This is a genomic window from Methanobrevibacter olleyae, assembly GCF_900114585.1.
GTDB classification, from domain to species: Archaea; Methanobacteriota; Methanobacteria; order Methanobacteriales; family Methanobacteriaceae; genus Methanobrevibacter; species Methanobrevibacter olleyae.
In genome coordinates this window covers 29,848-47,172 of the sequence record NZ_FOTL01000007.1, presented here as the reverse complement: position 1 = coordinate 47,172, position 17,325 = coordinate 29,848, and the positions used below count along the sequence as shown (strand labels likewise).

The 17,325-nt window shown below is 24.6% G+C and carries 21 protein-coding genes; 12 read left to right on the top strand and 9 right to left on the bottom strand.

Annotation, left to right across the window (positions count from 1 at the left end):
- Positions 1–45 precede the first annotated feature (45 nt).
- The 3 genes from BM020_RS03295 (at position 46) to BM020_RS03290 (ending at position 1,696) form a co-directional block, all read left to right on the top strand.
- Positions 46–1,050 carry an alpha/beta fold hydrolase gene (locus tag BM020_RS03295; protein WP_083405365.1) on the top strand — a complete coding sequence of 335 codons (1,005 nt, stop codon included), beginning with the start codon at positions 46–48 and terminating at the stop codon, positions 1,048–1,050.
- 78 nt (positions 1,051–1,128) lie between these two features.
- The gene (locus tag BM020_RS09880; RefSeq protein ID WP_256379537.1) at positions 1,129–1,257 is read left to right on the top strand and encodes a hypothetical protein; all 129 of its coding nucleotides are present in this window, start codon (positions 1,129–1,131) and stop codon (positions 1,255–1,257) included.
- Positions 1,258–1,411: 154 nt separating this feature from the next.
- Positions 1,412–1,696 carry a DUF5750 family protein gene (locus tag BM020_RS03290; RefSeq protein WP_067145575.1) on the top strand — a complete coding sequence of 95 codons (285 nt, stop codon included), beginning with the start codon at positions 1,412–1,414 and terminating at the stop codon, positions 1,694–1,696.
- A 218-nt stretch (positions 1,697–1,914) separates the two neighbouring features.
- Here BM020_RS03290 and nadA read toward each other — a convergent pair whose 3' ends face one another.
- The 3 genes from nadA to rnz form a co-directional block, all read right to left on the bottom strand.
- The gene (gene nadA / locus BM020_RS03285; protein ID WP_067145577.1) at positions 1,915–2,832 is read right to left on the bottom strand and encodes a quinolinate synthase NadA; all 918 of its coding nucleotides are present in this window, start codon (positions 2,830–2,832) and stop codon (positions 1,915–1,917) included.
- A gap of 174 nt (positions 2,833–3,006) precedes the next feature.
- Positions 3,007–3,783, bottom strand: coding sequence for a mechanosensitive ion channel family protein (locus BM020_RS03280; protein ID WP_067145579.1), 777 nt, complete (start codon positions 3,781–3,783; stop codon positions 3,007–3,009).
- 93 nt (positions 3,784–3,876) lie between these two features.
- A complete protein-coding gene (gene rnz, locus BM020_RS03275; protein ID WP_067145581.1) occupies positions 3,877–4,830 on the bottom strand; it encodes a ribonuclease Z in 954 nt (317 codons plus the stop codon).
- A 250-nt stretch (positions 4,831–5,080) separates the two neighbouring features.
- Between rnz and nadC the strand changes: the two genes are divergently transcribed.
- From nadC to BM020_RS03260, 3 genes are all read left to right on the top strand, one after another.
- Positions 5,081–5,911 carry a carboxylating nicotinate-nucleotide diphosphorylase gene (gene nadC, locus BM020_RS03270; protein ID WP_074798186.1) on the top strand — a complete coding sequence of 277 codons (831 nt, stop codon included), beginning with the start codon at positions 5,081–5,083 and terminating at the stop codon, positions 5,909–5,911.
- Positions 5,912–6,026: 115 nt separating this feature from the next.
- Complete coding sequence (locus BM020_RS03265; protein ID WP_067145585.1) at positions 6,027–6,284, top strand: hypothetical protein; 258 nt, start codon at positions 6,027–6,029, stop codon at positions 6,282–6,284.
- Between the two features lie 771 nt (positions 6,285–7,055).
- Positions 7,056–7,499, top strand: coding sequence for a hypothetical protein (locus BM020_RS03260; RefSeq protein ID WP_074798184.1), 444 nt, complete (start codon positions 7,056–7,058; stop codon positions 7,497–7,499).
- A gap of 236 nt (positions 7,500–7,735) precedes the next feature.
- On the opposite strand, the gene BM020_RS03250 is transcribed toward BM020_RS03260, so the two are convergent.
- The gene (locus BM020_RS03250) at positions 7,736–8,332 is read right to left on the bottom strand and encodes a ZPR1 zinc finger domain-containing protein (RefSeq protein ID WP_067145589.1); all 597 of its coding nucleotides are present in this window, start codon (positions 8,330–8,332) and stop codon (positions 7,736–7,738) included.
- A 15-nt stretch (positions 8,333–8,347) separates the two neighbouring features.
- A complete protein-coding gene (locus BM020_RS03245) occupies positions 8,348–9,289 on the bottom strand; it encodes a 3H domain-containing protein (protein WP_067145591.1) in 942 nt (313 codons plus the stop codon).
- 451 nt (positions 9,290–9,740) lie between these two features.
- Here BM020_RS03245 and BM020_RS03240 point away from each other — a divergent pair, with 451 nt between their 5' ends.
- From BM020_RS03240 to BM020_RS03220, 5 genes are all read left to right on the top strand, one after another.
- Positions 9,741–10,796, top strand: coding sequence for an N-acetyltransferase DgcN family protein (locus BM020_RS03240; protein WP_074798182.1), 1,056 nt, complete (start codon positions 9,741–9,743; stop codon positions 10,794–10,796).
- Between the two features lie 583 nt (positions 10,797–11,379).
- Positions 11,380–11,715, top strand: a complete 336-nt coding sequence (locus BM020_RS03235) for a hypothetical protein (RefSeq protein WP_074798180.1) — start codon at positions 11,380–11,382, stop codon at positions 11,713–11,715.
- 25 nt (positions 11,716–11,740) lie between these two features.
- Positions 11,741–12,439, top strand: a complete 699-nt coding sequence (locus BM020_RS03230) for a hypothetical protein (RefSeq protein ID WP_074798179.1) — start codon at positions 11,741–11,743, stop codon at positions 12,437–12,439.
- Between the two features lie 5 nt (positions 12,440–12,444).
- The gene (locus BM020_RS03225) at positions 12,445–12,651 is read left to right on the top strand and encodes a hypothetical protein (RefSeq protein ID WP_074798177.1); all 207 of its coding nucleotides are present in this window, start codon (positions 12,445–12,447) and stop codon (positions 12,649–12,651) included.
- Between the two features lie 397 nt (positions 12,652–13,048).
- The gene (locus tag BM020_RS03220; RefSeq protein WP_067145601.1) at positions 13,049–13,441 is read left to right on the top strand and encodes a cell division protein SepF; all 393 of its coding nucleotides are present in this window, start codon (positions 13,049–13,051) and stop codon (positions 13,439–13,441) included.
- A gap of 270 nt (positions 13,442–13,711) precedes the next feature.
- Here BM020_RS03220 and BM020_RS03215 read toward each other — a convergent pair whose 3' ends face one another.
- The 4 genes from BM020_RS03215 to BM020_RS03200 all read right to left on the bottom strand — a co-directional run bounded on the left by BM020_RS03215 (position 13,712) and on the right by BM020_RS03200 (position 15,780).
- Entirely contained in the window at positions 13,712–14,470 is a 759-nt protein-coding gene (locus tag BM020_RS03215) for a TatD family hydrolase (protein ID WP_067145603.1), read from the bottom strand.
- A gap of 275 nt (positions 14,471–14,745) precedes the next feature.
- Positions 14,746–15,180, bottom strand: coding sequence for a PIN domain-containing protein (locus BM020_RS03210; protein ID WP_083405364.1), 435 nt, complete (start codon positions 15,178–15,180; stop codon positions 14,746–14,748).
- Positions 15,158–15,391 carry a hypothetical protein gene (locus tag BM020_RS03205; protein ID WP_067145606.1) on the bottom strand — a complete coding sequence of 78 codons (234 nt, stop codon included), beginning with the start codon at positions 15,389–15,391 and terminating at the stop codon, positions 15,158–15,160. Before BM020_RS03205 ends, BM020_RS03210 begins: the two co-directional genes overlap by 23 nt.
- A gap of 197 nt (positions 15,392–15,588) precedes the next feature.
- Complete coding sequence (locus BM020_RS03200; RefSeq protein ID WP_074798174.1) at positions 15,589–15,780, bottom strand: hypothetical protein; 192 nt, start codon at positions 15,778–15,780, stop codon at positions 15,589–15,591.
- A 408-nt stretch (positions 15,781–16,188) separates the two neighbouring features.
- Between BM020_RS03200 and BM020_RS03195 the strand changes: the two genes are divergently transcribed.
- Positions 16,189–16,716 (top strand): hypothetical protein, encoded by a 528-nt coding sequence (locus tag BM020_RS03195; protein ID WP_074798172.1) that lies wholly within the window; start codon positions 16,189–16,191, stop codon positions 16,714–16,716.
- Positions 16,717–17,325: the final 609 nt, after the last annotated feature.

The following is a 17,325-nucleotide window of genomic DNA, read 5'->3' as shown; positions in this document are numbered from 1 at the left end:
AATTTAAAAATTATTTATGGCCATTTATTTTTAAGGATGTTTAAAATGTTTGATGTAGAAAGTATTGAAGCAGAGTATTTTACTTTAGATGAATTTAAATTTAAAAACGGTGAAGTTTTAAAAGATGCTGAAGTGGAGTATATAAGTTTTGGAACTCCCCACTATGATGATAATGGACTAATTTCTAATGCATTAATTTATTTCCATGGTTCTAGTGGTAATTGTTATTCTGTTAGGCGTATATCTGAAGATATGGGGCCTGGAGAAATATTTGACACAGATAAATTCTTTTTTATTTCAGTAAGTGCTCTTGGTTGTCCAAATTCATCAAGTCCCTCTACAAGTGGGCTAATGAATAAGTTTCCAGAATATCTTGTAGAAGATATGGTAAACTTTCAAAAACAGTTTTTAGAAGAAAAGTTTGGAATCACCTATGTGAAAGGCCTTATTGGAAACTCTATGGGGGGATTTGAAGTATTAACTTGGGGATGCATATATCCTGATTCTGTTGACTTTATCATTTCTCTTGTAAGTAGTTTTAAAGTAGGTGGGCATAATTATGCTTTATCTAAAATAATGAACAATATTTTAGAGTCAGATCCAGATTATAATGGTGGAGCTTATGATTTGCCTATTTCCAACTCATTAAAGAGAAGTCTAAAACTTTCTTCAGATGCAATCTATTGTTACGGCCTTTCAAGAGAAGAATATCGCAATAATATGACTAATGAAGAAATTAGACAAGCTATGGATGAATTTGCAGAGGAAATTTTAGAAGAAGATGTAAATGATTTGATTTATATGAATAATTCTTCCTTAGATTATGATTTAACAGAGAAGCTAAAGGATATTACTGCAAAGGTATTGATAATAGCTATTAATCAAGACCAATACTTCCCACCAAATTTAGATGCAATTCCAATGAGTAAAATGATTAAAAATAATAAATTACTTATTTTTGATTCTTGTATGGGTCATGTAGGTTCAAATGAATTGTATAAAATAAAACATGATTTAGAAGAGTTTATTAAAGAGTTTAGAGATGACTAATATTTCAATTTCAATTGTTTAAATTAGTTTTTTCATATCTCAATATATATTTATTTTTTATTTTATTTTATCTATTATATGGGTTATTTACTTATAGTTCTTGTTTCTTATAGGGAAGAGATAGAATTTTATGAAAGGTGTGGCTTTGAAAAAGCAGATGATGCAAGTCCAATTTTTATAACAGATTTTATGGACTTAATCTTTTAAAACCACTTACTTAGTTTTAGAACAATATTTTAATTTAATTTTTTTATATTTTTAGATAGTTTTAGAACAATATTTTAATTTATTTTTTTATATTTTTAGATAGTTTTAGAAAGTATTAAAATTTAAAAAATCATATTATAATTAAGGGATTAATATGTTAAGTGTTAAAGTTGAAGATTATGGTGTAACTGATGATGAAATGCACTATGTAACTTATAGGGTATCTGGTTTAAGTGATGGAGAGTTGGAATTTTTAACAAATAATCTAGAGGGAGAAACTATTTTAGAAGATGATTCTTTACTCCTTAATATTTTTTATTCTAAAAAATTCTTCCCATTTGCCTCAGATGATGCACATTTTAAACTTGAAGACTTTGTAAAAAGAGAAGAAATCGAAATGACTTATTTTATAGCAAGTTTCTTAGAAGACATGAAATAAGCTTTTAAAAATTTAATATTAATTAATTTTTTAAAAAAAGATCTTTATTTTGTTTATAGATTTTTATAAAAAGAGATTTTTATTTCGGTTTATATATTTTTATAAAAAAGATGGATAAAAAAGAAATTCTCTTTTTATCCTAATTTACTATTTTAATATTTTTTTGGAATGCTTTTAGTTTAGGTGCTTTAAGTATTCTTTTATTAATTTAACTATTTTTATTTAGATACCTCAAGCATTCTCTCTACTGCATTAATTGATTTTTCAGCTATTTCTTCTGGAACAGTAATAGCTGGCTTCTCATTTTTAAGACAGTCTCTTAGTTTTTCAAGTGTATGAAGTTTCATTGTTTTACAAATTGCCCCTTCAAGTAATGGATAGTAAGTTTTATCAGGAAACTCAGATTTAAGCCTTGTAATTAAATCTACTTCGGTTCCAATAACAAATTCATCATTTGGACTATCTTTTATATGAGATAACATTCCACCAGTACTTAAAACGTAATCTGCTAGTTCTTGCACATCTTTATTAGATTCGGGGTGAATTATAATATCTGCATTTGGATATTTTTTCCTTGCATCTTCTATGTCCTCCTTGTGGAATAATTTGTGTACATAGCAGTGTCCATCACCTGGAATTGGAATGATCTTTTTATTAGTAAATGGCTGTACAAATTCTCCAAGATTGTTATCTGGCCCAAAAAGAATTGTATCTTCCTCTATACTTTCAACAACCTTTTTAGCATTTCCTGATGTACAAAGGATATCTGCTTCTGCTTTTGCTTCACCAAGACTATTTACATATAAACAAACTGCAGCATCAGGATACTTTTCTTTAGCTTCTTTTACTTGTTTTCCAGTAAGCATATGTGCCATAGGACATTCTGCTTCTAAATCTGGAATTAAAACCTTTTTATCGGGGTTTAATATATATGCAGTTTCTGCCATAAAGTCTACGCCACAGAAGACAATAATTTCTTTATCATCTACTTCCTTAGCTTTTATACATAATTCTAATGAGTCTCCAAGAAAATCAGCCATTTCTTGAATTTCTTTGGGTTGGTAGTTATGTGCGAGGATGATTGCATTTTTTTCCTCTTTTAATTGAATAATTTCTTTCTGTAATTCACTTGTCATTTTTTTAACCCTTTTAGTTTTTTGCTAGAGTATAGTTAATATGATATTATTTAAAATTTTATAATTTTTAATTATTTTCTTTAATTTTGTTATATTTTGTATTATATTAATATTAAGTTTTTTTATATAAAAAATTAACGATTGTTATACGATTGTTATTTTTATATCACTTTACTATTTTTTATTATATTCATCAAATAATTTATTGATATTTTCTAAAATCGTTATTTTTCCACAGACTATGTATTTGTATTTATTTACCCAGTAGTTTAGTTCTACTAGAGATCCCTTTTCATTAAATTCCTTTGCAAAAATTTTACTTTCCTTCTCTTTATTTATCCAATTGTATGAATACATTGTATCATCAAGATTCTTTTTAAACTCTCCTATACTCATTCCATTAGGTAAAGTTACAAGTAGTCTTAATTTATATTCCTCAGCTGGGGGATAAATTTTATAAGGATTTGTAGACAAGAGAGAATTAGGAATATTTATTTCATAATTTTCTTGGGTTATCATGGTTGTATTTCTAAATCCAATCTTTTTTATTGTTCCTTTAAATCCATTAACTTCAATTACTTCTCCAATTTGAATTTTTTTATCACTAATTACAAAAATTCCTGAAATAAAGTTGGAAACAATATCTTTAGAAGCAAAACCTATTGCAACACCTACAACTCCCAAACTAATTATAATACTTTCTAAATTAATTCCAAGTACATGTAATATCCATGCAATAGCTAGGATAATAACGGTGTATTTTAGTAAATCTTTAAGTAAATAATGGGCAGTGAGATTCAAGTCAAATTTATGTTCTATTTTACTAAGAATTTTGTCTCCTAATCTTATTACAATAAGTCCCCCAATTATAATTAGTAAAATATATACTATATTTTCAATATTAAAAAGATTTACTAATATTTCTAATATCTTATAGTTATAATCCAACATTTTATTCACCTATTCATCATTTAAATTTAGATATTTTTAAATTAACTAATTTTAATCTTGTTTGCAGTTAGAAATATTTATGATGATTGGTTATTATGCTTGTTCTTCATTTAAGCTTAATAATTTTCTAAATCTTATTTTAGCTTTATCTTTTTCTATCTTAATTTCCATAAAATCATCTGCAACAGCAGTATTTTCAAATATTTCTTTTGCTTCGTTTTTTATATTTAAATCTGTTGTATATCGACTACTTATATGTGTCAATACTAATAATTTAACATTTGCTAATTTAGCTATTTCTGCAGCTTCTTTTGAAGTGGAATGGCAATGTTCAATAGCTTTATCTTTATCTTTATCCTCATAAGTTGCTTCATGAATTAAAACATCACTATCACAAGCAAGTTCAACCATCTTCTCACAGGGCCTTGTATCTCCAGAGTATGTAATTTTTTTGCCAATTCTAGGTTCTCCTAATACCTGCTCAGGTTTTATTATTTTTCCATTAATTTCTACTTCTTCCCCATTATGGAGCTTTCCAAAGGAAGGGCCTACTGGAACTCCAAGTTCAATAGCTTTTTCCCTTAAGAAACGAGGTTTTTTCTTTTCATAGATGGAATATGCAATATTATCAACATTATGTTCTGCAATAATTGACCTGATGATATATTCATCAGTTTCTATAACTATTCCCTCTCCAATTTCATGAATATTAATATTAAAATCAATTTTGAAAAATCCATAGTTAGAAACCACATTAATTAATTTTTCTAGTCCTTTTGGCCCATAGATATTTAAATCCTCAGTTCTTCCCCTAAAACCCATCGATTGAATAAGGCCTGCTAAACCTAGAATATGATCTCCATGGTAATGGCTTAAAAATATTTTATCTATTTTCATTGGACTTATTTTAGCATAAGTTAATTGCCTTTGTGTTCCTTCACCACAATCGAAGAGCATTGTATCTTTAAAATATTTTAAAATAATTCCTGCATGATTTCTATATTTTGAAGGTACAGCAGATGAAGTTCCTAAAAATGTAATTTCCATAAAATCCCTTTAAGTTTTGATAATAATAAATCAATTTCTTTTATTTTTTATTATTTAACAAATATATATTTTGTCAATTTAAATATATAAAATATATTAATACTATCAATACATATATTATCTTAATTAAAATAATACTATCAATACATATATTATCTTAATTAAAATAATACTATCAATACATATATTATCTTAATTAAAATAATGCTATCGATACATATATTATTTTAATTAAAAGTTTGGTGTAAAAATGGATGAAATTATAGAATACATGCTTAGAGAAGATAAAGGTTTTGGAGATATTACTTCAAATGCTTTAATTCCAGAAAATAAAATATTTTATGCTAAATTAATCTCTAAAGATGATGGAATCCTTGCAGGAATTGAAATAATAAAAGAAATGTTTTTAGAATATGGTATAAAGATCATTTCTTCAAAAAATGATGGAGATAAAATTGTTAAAGGAGATATTCTTTTAGAAATTGAAGGAAATGCTCGTAAAATACTTCTTTTAGAGCGAACAGCACTTAATTTACTTATGAGAATGTCAGGTGTAGCTACTCTAACAAATCGTATTGTAACTAAAGTAAATAATATCAATCCTAAAATAAGGGTTGCTGGAACTCGTAAAACCGCTCCTGCACTTCAAACATTTGATAAATTAGCTATTACAATTGGTGGTGGAGATAGCCATAGATTTGCTTTAGATGATATGGTTTTAATTAAAGATAATCATATTGCTGTTGTTGGGTCTGTAAAAAATGCTCTTGAGCTTGCTAAAGAGAACATTAGCTTTTCTAAAAAAATAGAAATTGAAGTAGAATCAACTGAAGATGCAATCATTGCATCAGAAAATGGTGCAGATATTGTTATGTTTGATAATATGTCTCCAGATGATGCTCAAAGAACGTTAAATGCTTTAGAAGAAAAAGGTTTAAGAGAAAATGTTCTTATCGAGATTTCTGGTGGAATAAGAGAAGAAAACATTTTAGATTATGCTAATTTAGATGTTGATATCATATCTTTAGGATTTATAACCCATCAAGCAGGTAGCTTAAACTTTAGTTTAGATATGGATTAAAGGAAGTTTATTATCTTTCTATATGAATCTTTTATATGGTGATAGGAAAAGAGGATAGAAAAGTTTATAAGCTTTATTGTTTAATTTAAATATATCTTTTAATATTGGTGAAACTATGACAAACCTTGAAAAAAATATAGAAGAAAAACTCACTGAAGTATTTAAAAGCGAACTTGAAAAAGAAGATTTTGAATTAAATTATCTTATAACAGATGATGTAATTACTTTTTTCTTCGGTATTTCAGAAGGAAAAGAACTTTCCCTTGATGCAATTGAAAAGATTTCAAGTATAATCGATGGAAGATTTGAAGGTTCTAATATTGTAAATCAGGAATACAGATATAAATTCAATTTAGATCCTTGTGCAGATTAATCAATTTTTTTATCTTTCAGTCAAGCTTTTTAGCCTCTAGCTAAAAACCTTGACTAAAAATTTTTTCAATTAATAATAGGCTTAAAACTTTAGTCAAAATCATTTTTTCTGTTTTTATTAGGTTTTTATTTTAATTCTATTTTACTATTTCTGTTTTTATTAGGTTTTTATTTTAATTCTATTTTACTATTTCTGTTTTTATTAGGTTTTTATTTTAATTCTATTTTACTATTTCCATTTTTTGCAACAATTTTAATTAACTTTCAATTCGTTAATTTTAATATTTCTATAAAATTTATAATTTTTTAAAAAGGATTTTTCTTATTTTTATATCTATTAAAATTATTGACTTTTGCTATAATAATTCCTATACTTTAGAATATAACTCTATGAAAAATTAGTCATAAAATTAAAATTATGCGATACCTTTATATATTTCTTTAAACAAATGTATTACTATATCTAGATAAGTAAATGAATATTTTGGATTTTAAATCAATTTTTATTAAAAAATAATTTAAATTTTTAATCTAAATTTATATTTCACTTACTTTTCATGATTTATAGAAAATTTAAATAAATTTTATTAATATTAAAATTTTTATTATTTTCATCATAATTTTTATTATAATTTTATTATATTTTTTTATAATCTTTTTATAATTTTTTGAAATGATAAATTTTTATGAACTAATTATTGCATTAGTAAGTTAATAAATCAGTTAATAATTATTAATAAAATTTAAATTATTTATTATGGAGTCGTTTTTTATGGCTGAAGAAGAAATTTATCAAGAAGAAATCGAGGATATCGAAGATAAAGAAGAAGATTTACCTTTTGCTAAGGCAGAAGTTGTTCGTTTAATGAAACAAAACCTCGATAGTGACAAAATGATTAGGGAAAGAGTTAAAGTTGAAATGAACAAATTCTTAGGAGATATCCTTAAACAAGTTTGTCAACAACTTAATGAATACCCATACACCACTATTGAGTACGAAATGCTTAAAGAGTCAACCTATCCATATACTAATATTAAAAGAATCAACCAAGAAAAAGAAAGAATTTTATTACACTTAAATGCTATTAAAGCAGATTGTGATGCATTAGCTATGGATGTTCAAAAAACTCTTAAATTAAAAGATGTTGTAGATGAAGATGAATTTACTCCATTATCTATGACAACACAAGAAGAAGATGAAGAAATAGAAGAATAATTCTTCTATTTGTTTTTTTTTTTAAAACAAACTATTTTTTATAGTTATTTTTTTTAATAATTTTTATAAACTATTTTTTAATATTTTTTATAAACTATTTTTTTATAATTTTTATAAACTATTTTTTTATAATTTTTATAAACTATTTTTTTATAATTTTTATAAGTTATTTTTTAATATTTTTTATAAACTATTTTTTTATAATTTTATTTCTATTTTTTAGCCTATTTTTAATATTAATTTTCATCAATTACAGTGAAACCTGTTTTTAAATGTTTTAACTCTTCATCTGTTAGAGGTTCTGTTTTTGCATGAATGTCCATAATTTTACTTTGTCCAAAGGGGTCTTCTATAAGTAAAAGAGTTTCTAATTCTCCATTTAAAACTTTGTTTAAATCATTAAGTACTTTTTTACCATTTTCTTGAGATAAATCATCTTGGAAGATATTCATTGCTCTTTCAGTTGTAGCAATAAACCTTAGAAGAACTCCTTCAACATTTGAAATATATCCTTCAGATTTTGGACCAGGTTCAACTTTAATTCCAATTTCAGGTAAAGAAACAGTGGCAGATTGTGATCTCACTATTCTTGAGTCTAAAGATTTCTCTGTAATTGTTAAACTATGTTTAGCAGGGTCTTTTTGTTCAGTTGCTAAAATATCATTATGTCTAAATCCGCATTTTTCACATTGTATTGTAGATTCTACGATTTCTCCAAAATAAGCTATTTCATGAGTTTGGGTGGTATAAGTTGCAGTATTTTTTCCTCCACATACTGGACAGTCAATTTTCATTTCAGCTCCTTTTCCAGAGCTTACATCATCTAAATTCATATTATTCTCCTTAAATTATATTTTATATAGTAGGCCTTCTTTATCTAAATCTTCTTTTATTTTTTCAATTGTATCTTGATTGATAGCACATATTAAATTTGATCTATAATCGGTTAACTTATAGAGTTCTTCAAGTTCTTTTTTCTTTTCTTCATGTTTAGTAATATTTGTAACGAATTTATTAAATTCACTTATTTCACTTACATTAATTTGCCTAACTAAAGGTTCTTTAAATCCTTTGATTGGATATGAGATATTTTTCATACTTGCTCCATATTTATCAATAATTATATCTCCTACAATGGATAGTTCATCTACACTATTTTTTAAATGTATTATTTCACAGGTTTCATTAATGTATGACAACATTTTTTTAACAGTTTTATCAATATTTGAAGTTCCTATAGTTTTAACATCATATTTTTGAGCTTGTTCAATAAGGTGGTCATGGATGATTCTATTTTCTTTAAAATAGTCTAATTGTTTTCCACCTCTTCTAATTTCCATTGCTCTTTTAACAAATCTATTTTTATGATCTTCTTCATCTGAGCTAAGTATAAAGAAATAAACTGAAGCTTTATCTTTAAACTTTTCTAAATCAATTAAACCAGGTATTAAATGAACACCTTCAAGAATGATATCATCATGGTCTTTAATAGCTCTATCTATTACCCTTTCTACAGCTGGAAGTACAAATGATGCATGTTCTTCAAAACCAGCATTTATCAGCTCTGCTTGAGACTTATAGTTTTCCTGATTTCTAAGATGGGTGTATGCATTATATGATGAACTATGTAGTGCAGGAGCATATTCTTTACCGATAATTCCTCTAACTACTTCTCTTATAAAATCAGTTTCAACTAAATGTTTTATATTAAGTGTTTTTGCAAGCTCAGCTGCAACTGTTGATTTACCTATTCCAGAAGCACTTCCAATAAGAATTACATAAGGTTTCATTTCAATTCCTCCATATTTTAGTTCTTAATATTTTATTATCTTTATTATATCTATTATCCTAATTATATTTGTTATCTTAATTCACTATTTTTCTTTTAATATTATATCTATTTTTTATTTTTTCTATATTTATATTATTTTAAATAGTTTTCATTGATTGAAGTTTCACTTAATTTATTTCTGCTATTGATTTATATTATTTTATTCATATAAAACCAATTTTAAAGATTTTTATGCTAATGTTTATTAATAATAATAAATATATAATTACAATAAGATAAATTGTATAATGTTGGATATTGTATTTCTTTCCAATTCATATTTTTCTAATAGATACAATATTTAAAAAAATTTATAATTATCTAATATATTAACTTATTTAAATATTGGCTTCTAAGTCAATATTTTATTTATTTTTAATTTACATAATTTTATTAAAAGGAGTGATTACTTGTATTCTATAAGTTCTGTTGAAGATCTTCAGGAATTAAATCCTTATATTATTATTGGATGTGGAGGTGGAGGAGAGAAATTCTCTAACCTTGAAGGGATTGAAACAGTAGGATTCTTTGATGATAATCGTGAAAAACAAGGAAAATCTTTCTGTGGTCTTGAAGTAGCATCAAATTTATCAGATTTATTTGAATCTACTGAAGCAAATACTGTAGCTATTATGTTACCAATTGGTGCTGAAGGTGCAGCTTTAAAATATTCTGTAGAAGCTTTAGCAAATGGTAAAAATGTAGTTGTTTCATTTAGATCTTTATCTTTATCTGAAAATGAAGCTTTATTAAAATTAGCTAAACAAAATAATGTTTTTATTAAAGAAATTAGTCCAAGATTAGATGTTGTTCGTAAAATATGTGGTGTAGCACCTGAAAAATGTTGTGAGGTTTTACCTAAGATTTTTTATGAACCTAAAGCGTCTGTTATTTTTATTGGTGGAACTTCCCAAGAATGTGGTAAAAGAACCACCACTAAATCTTTAGGAATTGAAGCGGCGAAAAGAGGTTTAAAAGCTTCTATTATTTCTACTGATGAAATGGGCTTAGAACAACCTACTGCATTTAATTTTAGAGCAGGTAGCTTATCTGCAATGGACATTCCTTCAGCTATTTTAAGTTCTATAAAATATGTTGAAGAAAATGAAGAAGCAGATATTATATTTGTTGAAGGACAATCTAGTTTAACTGAAGATGGAAACCCTCATCCGAGAGGATTATCTGCATGTATATTAATAGGTGCAGATCCGGATGCAGTTATTGTAGGCCATAGGCCGAATCACCCATATCGTCAGCCTAGAGGTATTGACTATGAGGTGAAAGCTATCGAAGCTGTAGTACCTACTACCAAAGTTGTTGGCTTATCTATAAATCTTAGAAATGCTGATGAAGGCATGACTTTAGAAAGCTTTGAAGAGGAATATGGTTTACCTGCAGCAGATATGTACTCTGGTGGAGCAGGTAAATTGCTAGATGCAATCTTAGAATATCTAGATAAAAATTAATTGTTTTTTTATTTTTTTAAAGATTATTTTTATTTATTTTTTTTAAAGAATCTTATTTTTATTTATTTTTTTTAAAGAATCTTATTTTTATTTATTTTTTTTAAATACTATTTTTTAAAATCTTTATTTTTATAATTTCTATATTTTATTAATTTTTGTAAAGTTTACTCTTTTTTACTCTTTTTTCTTAAATCCTATTTTTTTATTGGTATTTGTTAGATTTTTTCTATTGAACAAACCAATAAAATAGGCTTTATAATATTAAACATTCTTATTTTATAGAACAGAGTGTCTTGAACGGTTAATTTTATATATAATCAAGAACTAAACTATTAACAACAATAGCCTTTACTGGGTTTTTTATATATAGTTCTTGCACTAATTATTATATAATTGTCATTTTTTTAAATATCTAATATATTCTTAGAAGATAGAGAGGGATAGAAAAATGGTAAAAATGGGATAAAATTATTTAACAATAAGAAATTCGCAATAAATGAGCTAATAAGATAGAAGATTATTATTTTTCACTAATCTCCAATTCATAAATCTAAAAATTTCATAAGAAAGGAGGAAGATAAAATTGTCAAAGTATCAGAAAAATTTGATAATTAAAGAAGCAGGGGAGATAAAAAGTTTTATGGAAAAAAATAAGAAGATTCCTAAAACTTGTGACATTAATGGTGCGGTTTTATCTCCTTATAGTCTATCTTACTTGATGGCAAAGATTATCCAGGATAAATTTAAAAGTTCGAGTTATAATCTTGCTAATCTAATAAAATACGACAATGATAAGTTCATTGACACTATAAGTGAGGATGTATTAAAAGATGATTACTTGGTGATGATTAGTAATTTTCTTAATTTTTGTGAACTAAATCACCGAGTTCCTAATTATATTACCACTCAAAAAAAATAAGATTAAGGTTAGTTTTGAACTGTTCATGTACTGCTTATCTAAAATTATCATATTCTACAAAGAAAATAATAGCTTAGCTAATTATTGTAATTTTAATAAAAGTTTCACAACAAACAATAAAAAGGCCACTACAAATACTAAAAATGTTATTAAAACATCTGTATCTGCATCAACTAATAAAAAGACCAACAACTCAAAGGTTTTTAATAGCAGACCTCATCCAACTAAACAGGGTTGTGGTGGAATGGGACAAGACACAAGTTATTACTGTGGAGTTAGTGCATTGCAAAAATGTCTCTACAAATTTGGTATTTCTGATTTTTCACAAAAAACACTTGCAGAATGGGCAGGCACTACAACTTCAGGTACTTCACATCAAGGAATTCGTACTGCTGTAGCAATGGTCAATAAGAAAAAAGGAATCAAGATAAAAATAACTGAGAAATATTTCTCAGAAATAGGATGGGAAGGAGTGGGAAAAATATTAGCAAACCCTAACAAGGACATTATCTTTCATAACTGCTACCGTCTCAAATATGGCCATTATGAAGTAGTAAATCAAGTCAATCTTGCCAATAATGTGGAAAAAGTATTAAACAGTCTTGGAAATAAATGCACTAGTTCATGTTATTGTGGTTATGTAGAAAATCGTGCTGCTAATGAATTCCAAAAATACATGTCTGCTATAAGTCAAAAAAGCCTAATTATTTTAACAAAAGAGTGATTATAATGGATTTAGCAAATGAAAAATTTTTAAAAAGAGTAAATTTATCTAATCAACAAAAGCAATTAAATAAGATGTTTGAAGAAGAAGGATTAACAGATGAAATATTGGAAAAACAGATTCAATTAAACAGGGAAAGACATGAATTTGATATTAATGATCCAACCGAAACATTATATGTTGATAGAGAAGGAAATCTATTTGTACAATAAAATAAAATTTTTTATATAGTTTTTTTATATAATCTTTTATTTTATAATTTTTTTATATAGTTTTTTATATAATATTTTATTATTATAATTTTTTTATATAAATCTTTTTTATTAGAGTAAGTTTTATTAATTATATTTAATATATATTTATTTACCTTTTTTTAACAATTTTTCATGTTAAAAATTTTAATAAAATTTACTTTAGGGATAATTTTATATTTATTAAAAATCATATACTTTAATTAATAAAAGTTTTAATTATTAAACTTTTAAATTAATATTGCAGAATTTTTTTAAAATTATTTAAATTCTTTTAAATTTAGTTAAAATTTTATTAAAAATTAAGTAAATTTTTATTTAATCAATTTATTCTTATTAAACTAAGGGAAGAGTCAAAATGAGTTTTACTGATAATTTAAAGAAAAGCCTAGGTTTTGAAGAAGATAACTTTGCTAGTGCATATGGAATTGGTGATTATGGAGAAGAATTTGAAGATGAATTCACTTCTATTTCTCCAGAACAAACTTTTTATGAAATTATTTTAATTAAACCGAAATCAGTTGATGATTTAGATTATGTTTTTGACCAAATTGTTGAAGAGAACAATCCTGTCATTCTTGATTTAAAATTCATTGAAAAACAAGGAGAAAAACAATTTAGACAAGCAGGAGAAATCTTAAAACTTTTAAGACAACAATATGGTGCAGAAGCAATCTTACTTTCACAAACTGAAGAGAAAAATTTAGTTATTGTAACTCCATCAAGAGTTAAACTAGTTAGAAAAGAATAAGTAGCTTGATATGCTTATTTTATAGGATTTTCCTATATCTCTTTTCTTTTTCTATTTTTTTATTTTTAAGTTTTATATTATTTCATGCTTTTTTTAGATTTATTTTATTAGTTATTTTTTTATTATTTCATGCTTTTTTTAAATTTATTTTATTAGTTATTTTTTGTTTTTTAATATTAATAATATGAATCTATTAGCTTTAAGGATTATTTATGATAATCTGCTACTTTAATTATTGAAGTTTTAATTAACTAATGATTAATTTTTTATTTATATCTTAAAAAACTTTTTAGCATTCTTAAATGCTAGTTTATTTATCTCTTTTTCATCATATCCCAATCTTTTCAAGGTTCTAATGGTTCTTGGGACAGATAATGGATCAGATGGTTTATTACTAATATCACTATTTAATAAGAATTTATCAAATCCATATTTGTCTAATATTTCAATTGCCTCTTCAACTTCCATTTTTTGAGGTTGAACAGTTAAACCAATAGTAAATTCTTCATCAATTAGCTCTTCAACTGTGTTTAAATTAATATGGTCAATAACAACGAGCTTAGGATTAATATTTTCTAGAACAATTTCTTTAATCTCAGATAAAACTTTTAATTTGTTTTTTCTAGGTGTATGAATAATTACTTTTGATTTTGTATTTTCTGCTAATTCTAATTGTTTTTTAAAGACTTTTTTTTCTAAATCACTATTTTCATCTAAACCTATCTCTCCAATAGCTACAATCTCTTTATTTTCAATCCATTTCTCTAATTGTTCAAATATAATTTCATTATTTTTTAAAGAATTTGTAGGATGAATACCTAATGCAACTTTTAAATCAAGCCCATATTCTTTAGCTCTTTTTGGATCAAAGTTTAATATCCTATTTAGATGGTTTAAAAGAATTTCAGGATTATTATTAATTTTATATGGATAGTAAGAGCAAGTTATTGCTGTATCTATTCCACTAATAAACATTTTTTCAAAATCTTCACTAGTTCTTGAATCAGCATGTATATGTGTATCAATCATTGTATCTTCGAAGTTAATATCTTATAAATTTTATAAATTTTTAAAAATTTGTATAAATTCTTTTTATCATAAGAACTCTAGGGTTCATATAACTAAAAATTGTTAAATAGTATTATATTCTACCTTATATTTAAAACTAAGTTTTTAGAAACCTTAAATATTATAAAAAAGAATAAAGGAAGATACACAATTCTCATGATATTTATTAATTTATAAATAAAAAAATAGAAAATTAATTAATTTAGTTAAGTATAACTTTAAAAATAAATGGGAAATTAATCTAATTTTAATAAATTAATCTCATCAAATTTATTAAAAATATTGTCTAATGATACAACATAATCCAAATCATAATTATCTGCTATAACAACAGCTGAACAATCAATAAAGCTTGCTTTATATGTATTATTATTATATTTTTTGAATACTGAAAACACTCTATTATTGTATGTTTCAATTTCATATTCATTTAAAATATTAAAATTATCATTTAAAAAATGATATGCTTTTTTAGTTAATTCAATGCTTTTTGTTTTCATCATTACAACGGTTGTTATTTCTTGTATTATTCCATTACTAATATAACAATCATTCTCAAATAATATTTCTTTGTTTTTTTCGATTATTGGCCTGTTAGTATCATTTCTTTTGAATATTGGAATAATAAAAGAACTATCTATAAATAATTTAGCCATCATAAACCAACTCATCTATATTCCACTCTTCACCATCATCATCAATCATTCCAAATACATCATCAAAGGTTACTTTTTGCCTAGGAGTTAAGATTATTTCATTATCTTTTATATCCCATTCAAATATGGTGTTTTTATCTATTTTAAAGTTTTTAAACTCTTTTTTTATTATTTTAGGCAAATGTAATTCATCGTTACCATATAGTTTACTGCTTGCAAGGCTCATAAAAATCACATCTTTTAACTTTAATATGATTATTTTTATATAATCCGAATTATATAATATTATCGGATTTTTGTATTTTTATTTCTTAAGCTTTAACTCTTCTTCTAGCTCTAGTCTAAGACCTACAAGAACCAGTTATAGTATCAATTATATCATCTTCTCACAGTTCTTCACTAGAAAATATACTAAATAATCAATCAACTTATTGTTTCAATGAGCAGGAAGCATCTTAATTTTTTATCCCCTGCAAGATCTTCAAGGTCAAAAGCTCTAACTTTCTTACTAACCTTTAACTTATCTGCACAAATATTATAACCTCTTAAATCTTCTTCTCTAGAGAACTTTTTAATTAATAACTTAGAACCACTACATGCTTCTTTTTTAACCATAACACAAGTAGTTTTTTCATCTTTTTTATATAATCTTTTAAAAGTCTTAAGAAACTTAAACTACTAAATTTTCCTGTAACAAGATTTAGGACATACAATTGTTTATCATAATTTAATGCTTTAAGGGAACAGAAAGCAAGATACCAAGAAAAAGGAGGTTAAAAATAAAAAGATGATTAATAGTTTTAATAGAATATAAAAATTATGGTTTAGGTAGCTATTGTAATTGTGGAACTAGAGATAGAAAATCCAAGTTTACACAAGAATACAACACTATAGAAAAAGAAATGAAAAGATTAAGATTAAAAAGATAATTCTAATTTTACTATTTTTTAATTTTAATCAAAATTTATATATTTTAATATTGATAAATTTATATTTAATAAAAAAATTATTTTTGGTGTTTAAATGAAAAAATTTATCTTTTTGATAACTTTTATTTTAATTTTATTTGTTTCATTATCATCTGTAAATGCAGGTCTTTTTTGGGATACAACAATGGAATGTCAACAATTTTCAATAACTCTTCCAGAGGGGTTTAGTGAATCTGAGGGTTGGGGAAGTAATGATGAGCATACAAATGAAATTTATGCCGGTACTGGGATTCCTAGTGGTGATGAAGTACATAGGTGGTTAGTAATCCAAGAATTAGGAACTACAAAAAATTATACTGATTTCTATGATTTTGGGGATAGGCTCGATAATAAAGTTGTAGTTGATAATTATACTAATGGTAGTTTGTTAGTTGAAAAATGTTACAGTATAACATCTAAAAGATTTAATGGTATTGAAAATTATACTTATGCTGAGTTTGATAAAGATGGTTATCATTATGGAATGTTAATAAGTTATGAATCTGACTTAGATGATTTAAAACTTTCTACTGATGTTGAATTAGTTAAAAATGTAATGAATTCTGTAAATCATAAAAAGTAATATTTTTCTTTATTTTTCTATTTTTGTATTATTTTTCATTTATGTATATTTTAAATCTTATTTTATTCTTATTTTTTAATTTAAAGGTTTTATTATGCTTAAACAAATATTTTTTATATTAAGAGGGTCCGCCAAAAATATATTTTTTTTAAAATTTCTTTCTTTATTTTGTAAATAAATAGATTTTATAACTTTTTAAAATAATTTTAACCTTGTAGAAACCATGTAAAATTTAGATTAATATAGAATTTTTTTCACTTATTTTATTTAAACAATCATTTTAGACTCTTTATTTTTATTTTTAGTATTAATTCAAATATTTTAAAAGAGGGTTTCTACAAGACTATAATTTTTGTACTTTTGGTGGACACTCTTTATTTATTAATTTTTTTATTTTTTTATTTTCCTCATTAATTAAATATTTATACTATATTCATTTTGTTTAAGTGCTTTCACTTTTAATAAGATTATAAAATTTAATGACCTAATATCAATATTTATATCGTTTCGTTATTCATATTCAAAATTTTCTCATATATTTATATATATGTTTAAAAAAATTATTAAATGGAGTTAACCATATTTAAAAATTTTAATAATTTTTTATAT

What these genes read in the sequence shown, in the direction of transcription:
- BM020_RS03225 (WP_074798177.1), top strand. Translation starts at nt 12,445, where the DNA reads ATGGATTTAGCAAATGAAAAATTTTTAAAAAGAGTAAATTTATCTAAT.
- BM020_RS03295 (WP_083405365.1), top strand. Translation starts at nt 46, where the DNA reads ATGTTTGATGTAGAAAGTATTGAAGCAGAGTATTTTACTTTAGATGAA.
- BM020_RS03215 (WP_067145603.1), bottom strand. Translation starts at nt 14,470, where the DNA reads ATGATTGATACACATATACATGCTGATTCAAGAACTAGTGAAGATTTT.
- BM020_RS03205 (WP_067145606.1), bottom strand. Translation starts at nt 15,391, where the DNA reads ATGAGCCTTGCAAGCAGTAAACTATATGGTAACGATGAATTACATTTG.
- BM020_RS03210 (WP_083405364.1), bottom strand. Translation starts at nt 15,180, where the DNA reads ATGAGTTGGTTTATGATGGCTAAATTATTTATAGATAGTTCTTTTATT.
- nadA (WP_067145577.1), bottom strand. Translation starts at nt 2,832, where the DNA reads ATGACAAGTGAATTACAGAAAGAAATTATTCAATTAAAAGAGGAAAAA.
- BM020_RS03220 (WP_067145601.1), top strand. Translation starts at nt 13,049, where the DNA reads ATGAGTTTTACTGATAATTTAAAGAAAAGCCTAGGTTTTGAAGAAGAT.
- BM020_RS03260 (WP_074798184.1), top strand. Translation starts at nt 7,056, where the DNA reads ATGGCTGAAGAAGAAATTTATCAAGAAGAAATCGAGGATATCGAAGAT.
- BM020_RS03250 (WP_067145589.1), bottom strand. Translation starts at nt 8,332, where the DNA reads ATGAATTTAGATGATGTAAGCTCTGGAAAAGGAGCTGAAATGAAAATT.
- BM020_RS03290 (WP_067145575.1), top strand. Translation starts at nt 1,412, where the DNA reads ATGTTAAGTGTTAAAGTTGAAGATTATGGTGTAACTGATGATGAAATG.
- BM020_RS03245 (WP_067145591.1), bottom strand. Translation starts at nt 9,289, where the DNA reads ATGAAACCTTATGTAATTCTTATTGGAAGTGCTTCTGGAATAGGTAAA.
- BM020_RS03280 (WP_067145579.1), bottom strand. Translation starts at nt 3,783, where the DNA reads ATGTTGGATTATAACTATAAGATATTAGAAATATTAGTAAATCTTTTT.
- BM020_RS03200 (WP_074798174.1), bottom strand. Translation starts at nt 15,780, where the DNA reads ATGGTTAAAAAAGAAGCATGTAGTGGTTCTAAGTTATTAATTAAAAAG.
- BM020_RS03230 (WP_074798179.1), top strand. Translation starts at nt 11,741, where the DNA reads ATGTACTGCTTATCTAAAATTATCATATTCTACAAAGAAAATAATAGC.
- BM020_RS03265 (WP_067145585.1), top strand. Translation starts at nt 6,027, where the DNA reads ATGACAAACCTTGAAAAAAATATAGAAGAAAAACTCACTGAAGTATTT.
- nadC (WP_074798186.1), top strand. Translation starts at nt 5,081, where the DNA reads ATGGATGAAATTATAGAATACATGCTTAGAGAAGATAAAGGTTTTGGA.
- BM020_RS03195 (WP_074798172.1), top strand. Translation starts at nt 16,189, where the DNA reads ATGAAAAAATTTATCTTTTTGATAACTTTTATTTTAATTTTATTTGTT.
- rnz (WP_067145581.1), bottom strand. Translation starts at nt 4,830, where the DNA reads ATGGAAATTACATTTTTAGGAACTTCATCTGCTGTACCTTCAAAATAT.
- BM020_RS09880 (WP_256379537.1), top strand. Translation starts at nt 1,129, where the DNA reads ATGGGTTATTTACTTATAGTTCTTGTTTCTTATAGGGAAGAGATAGAA.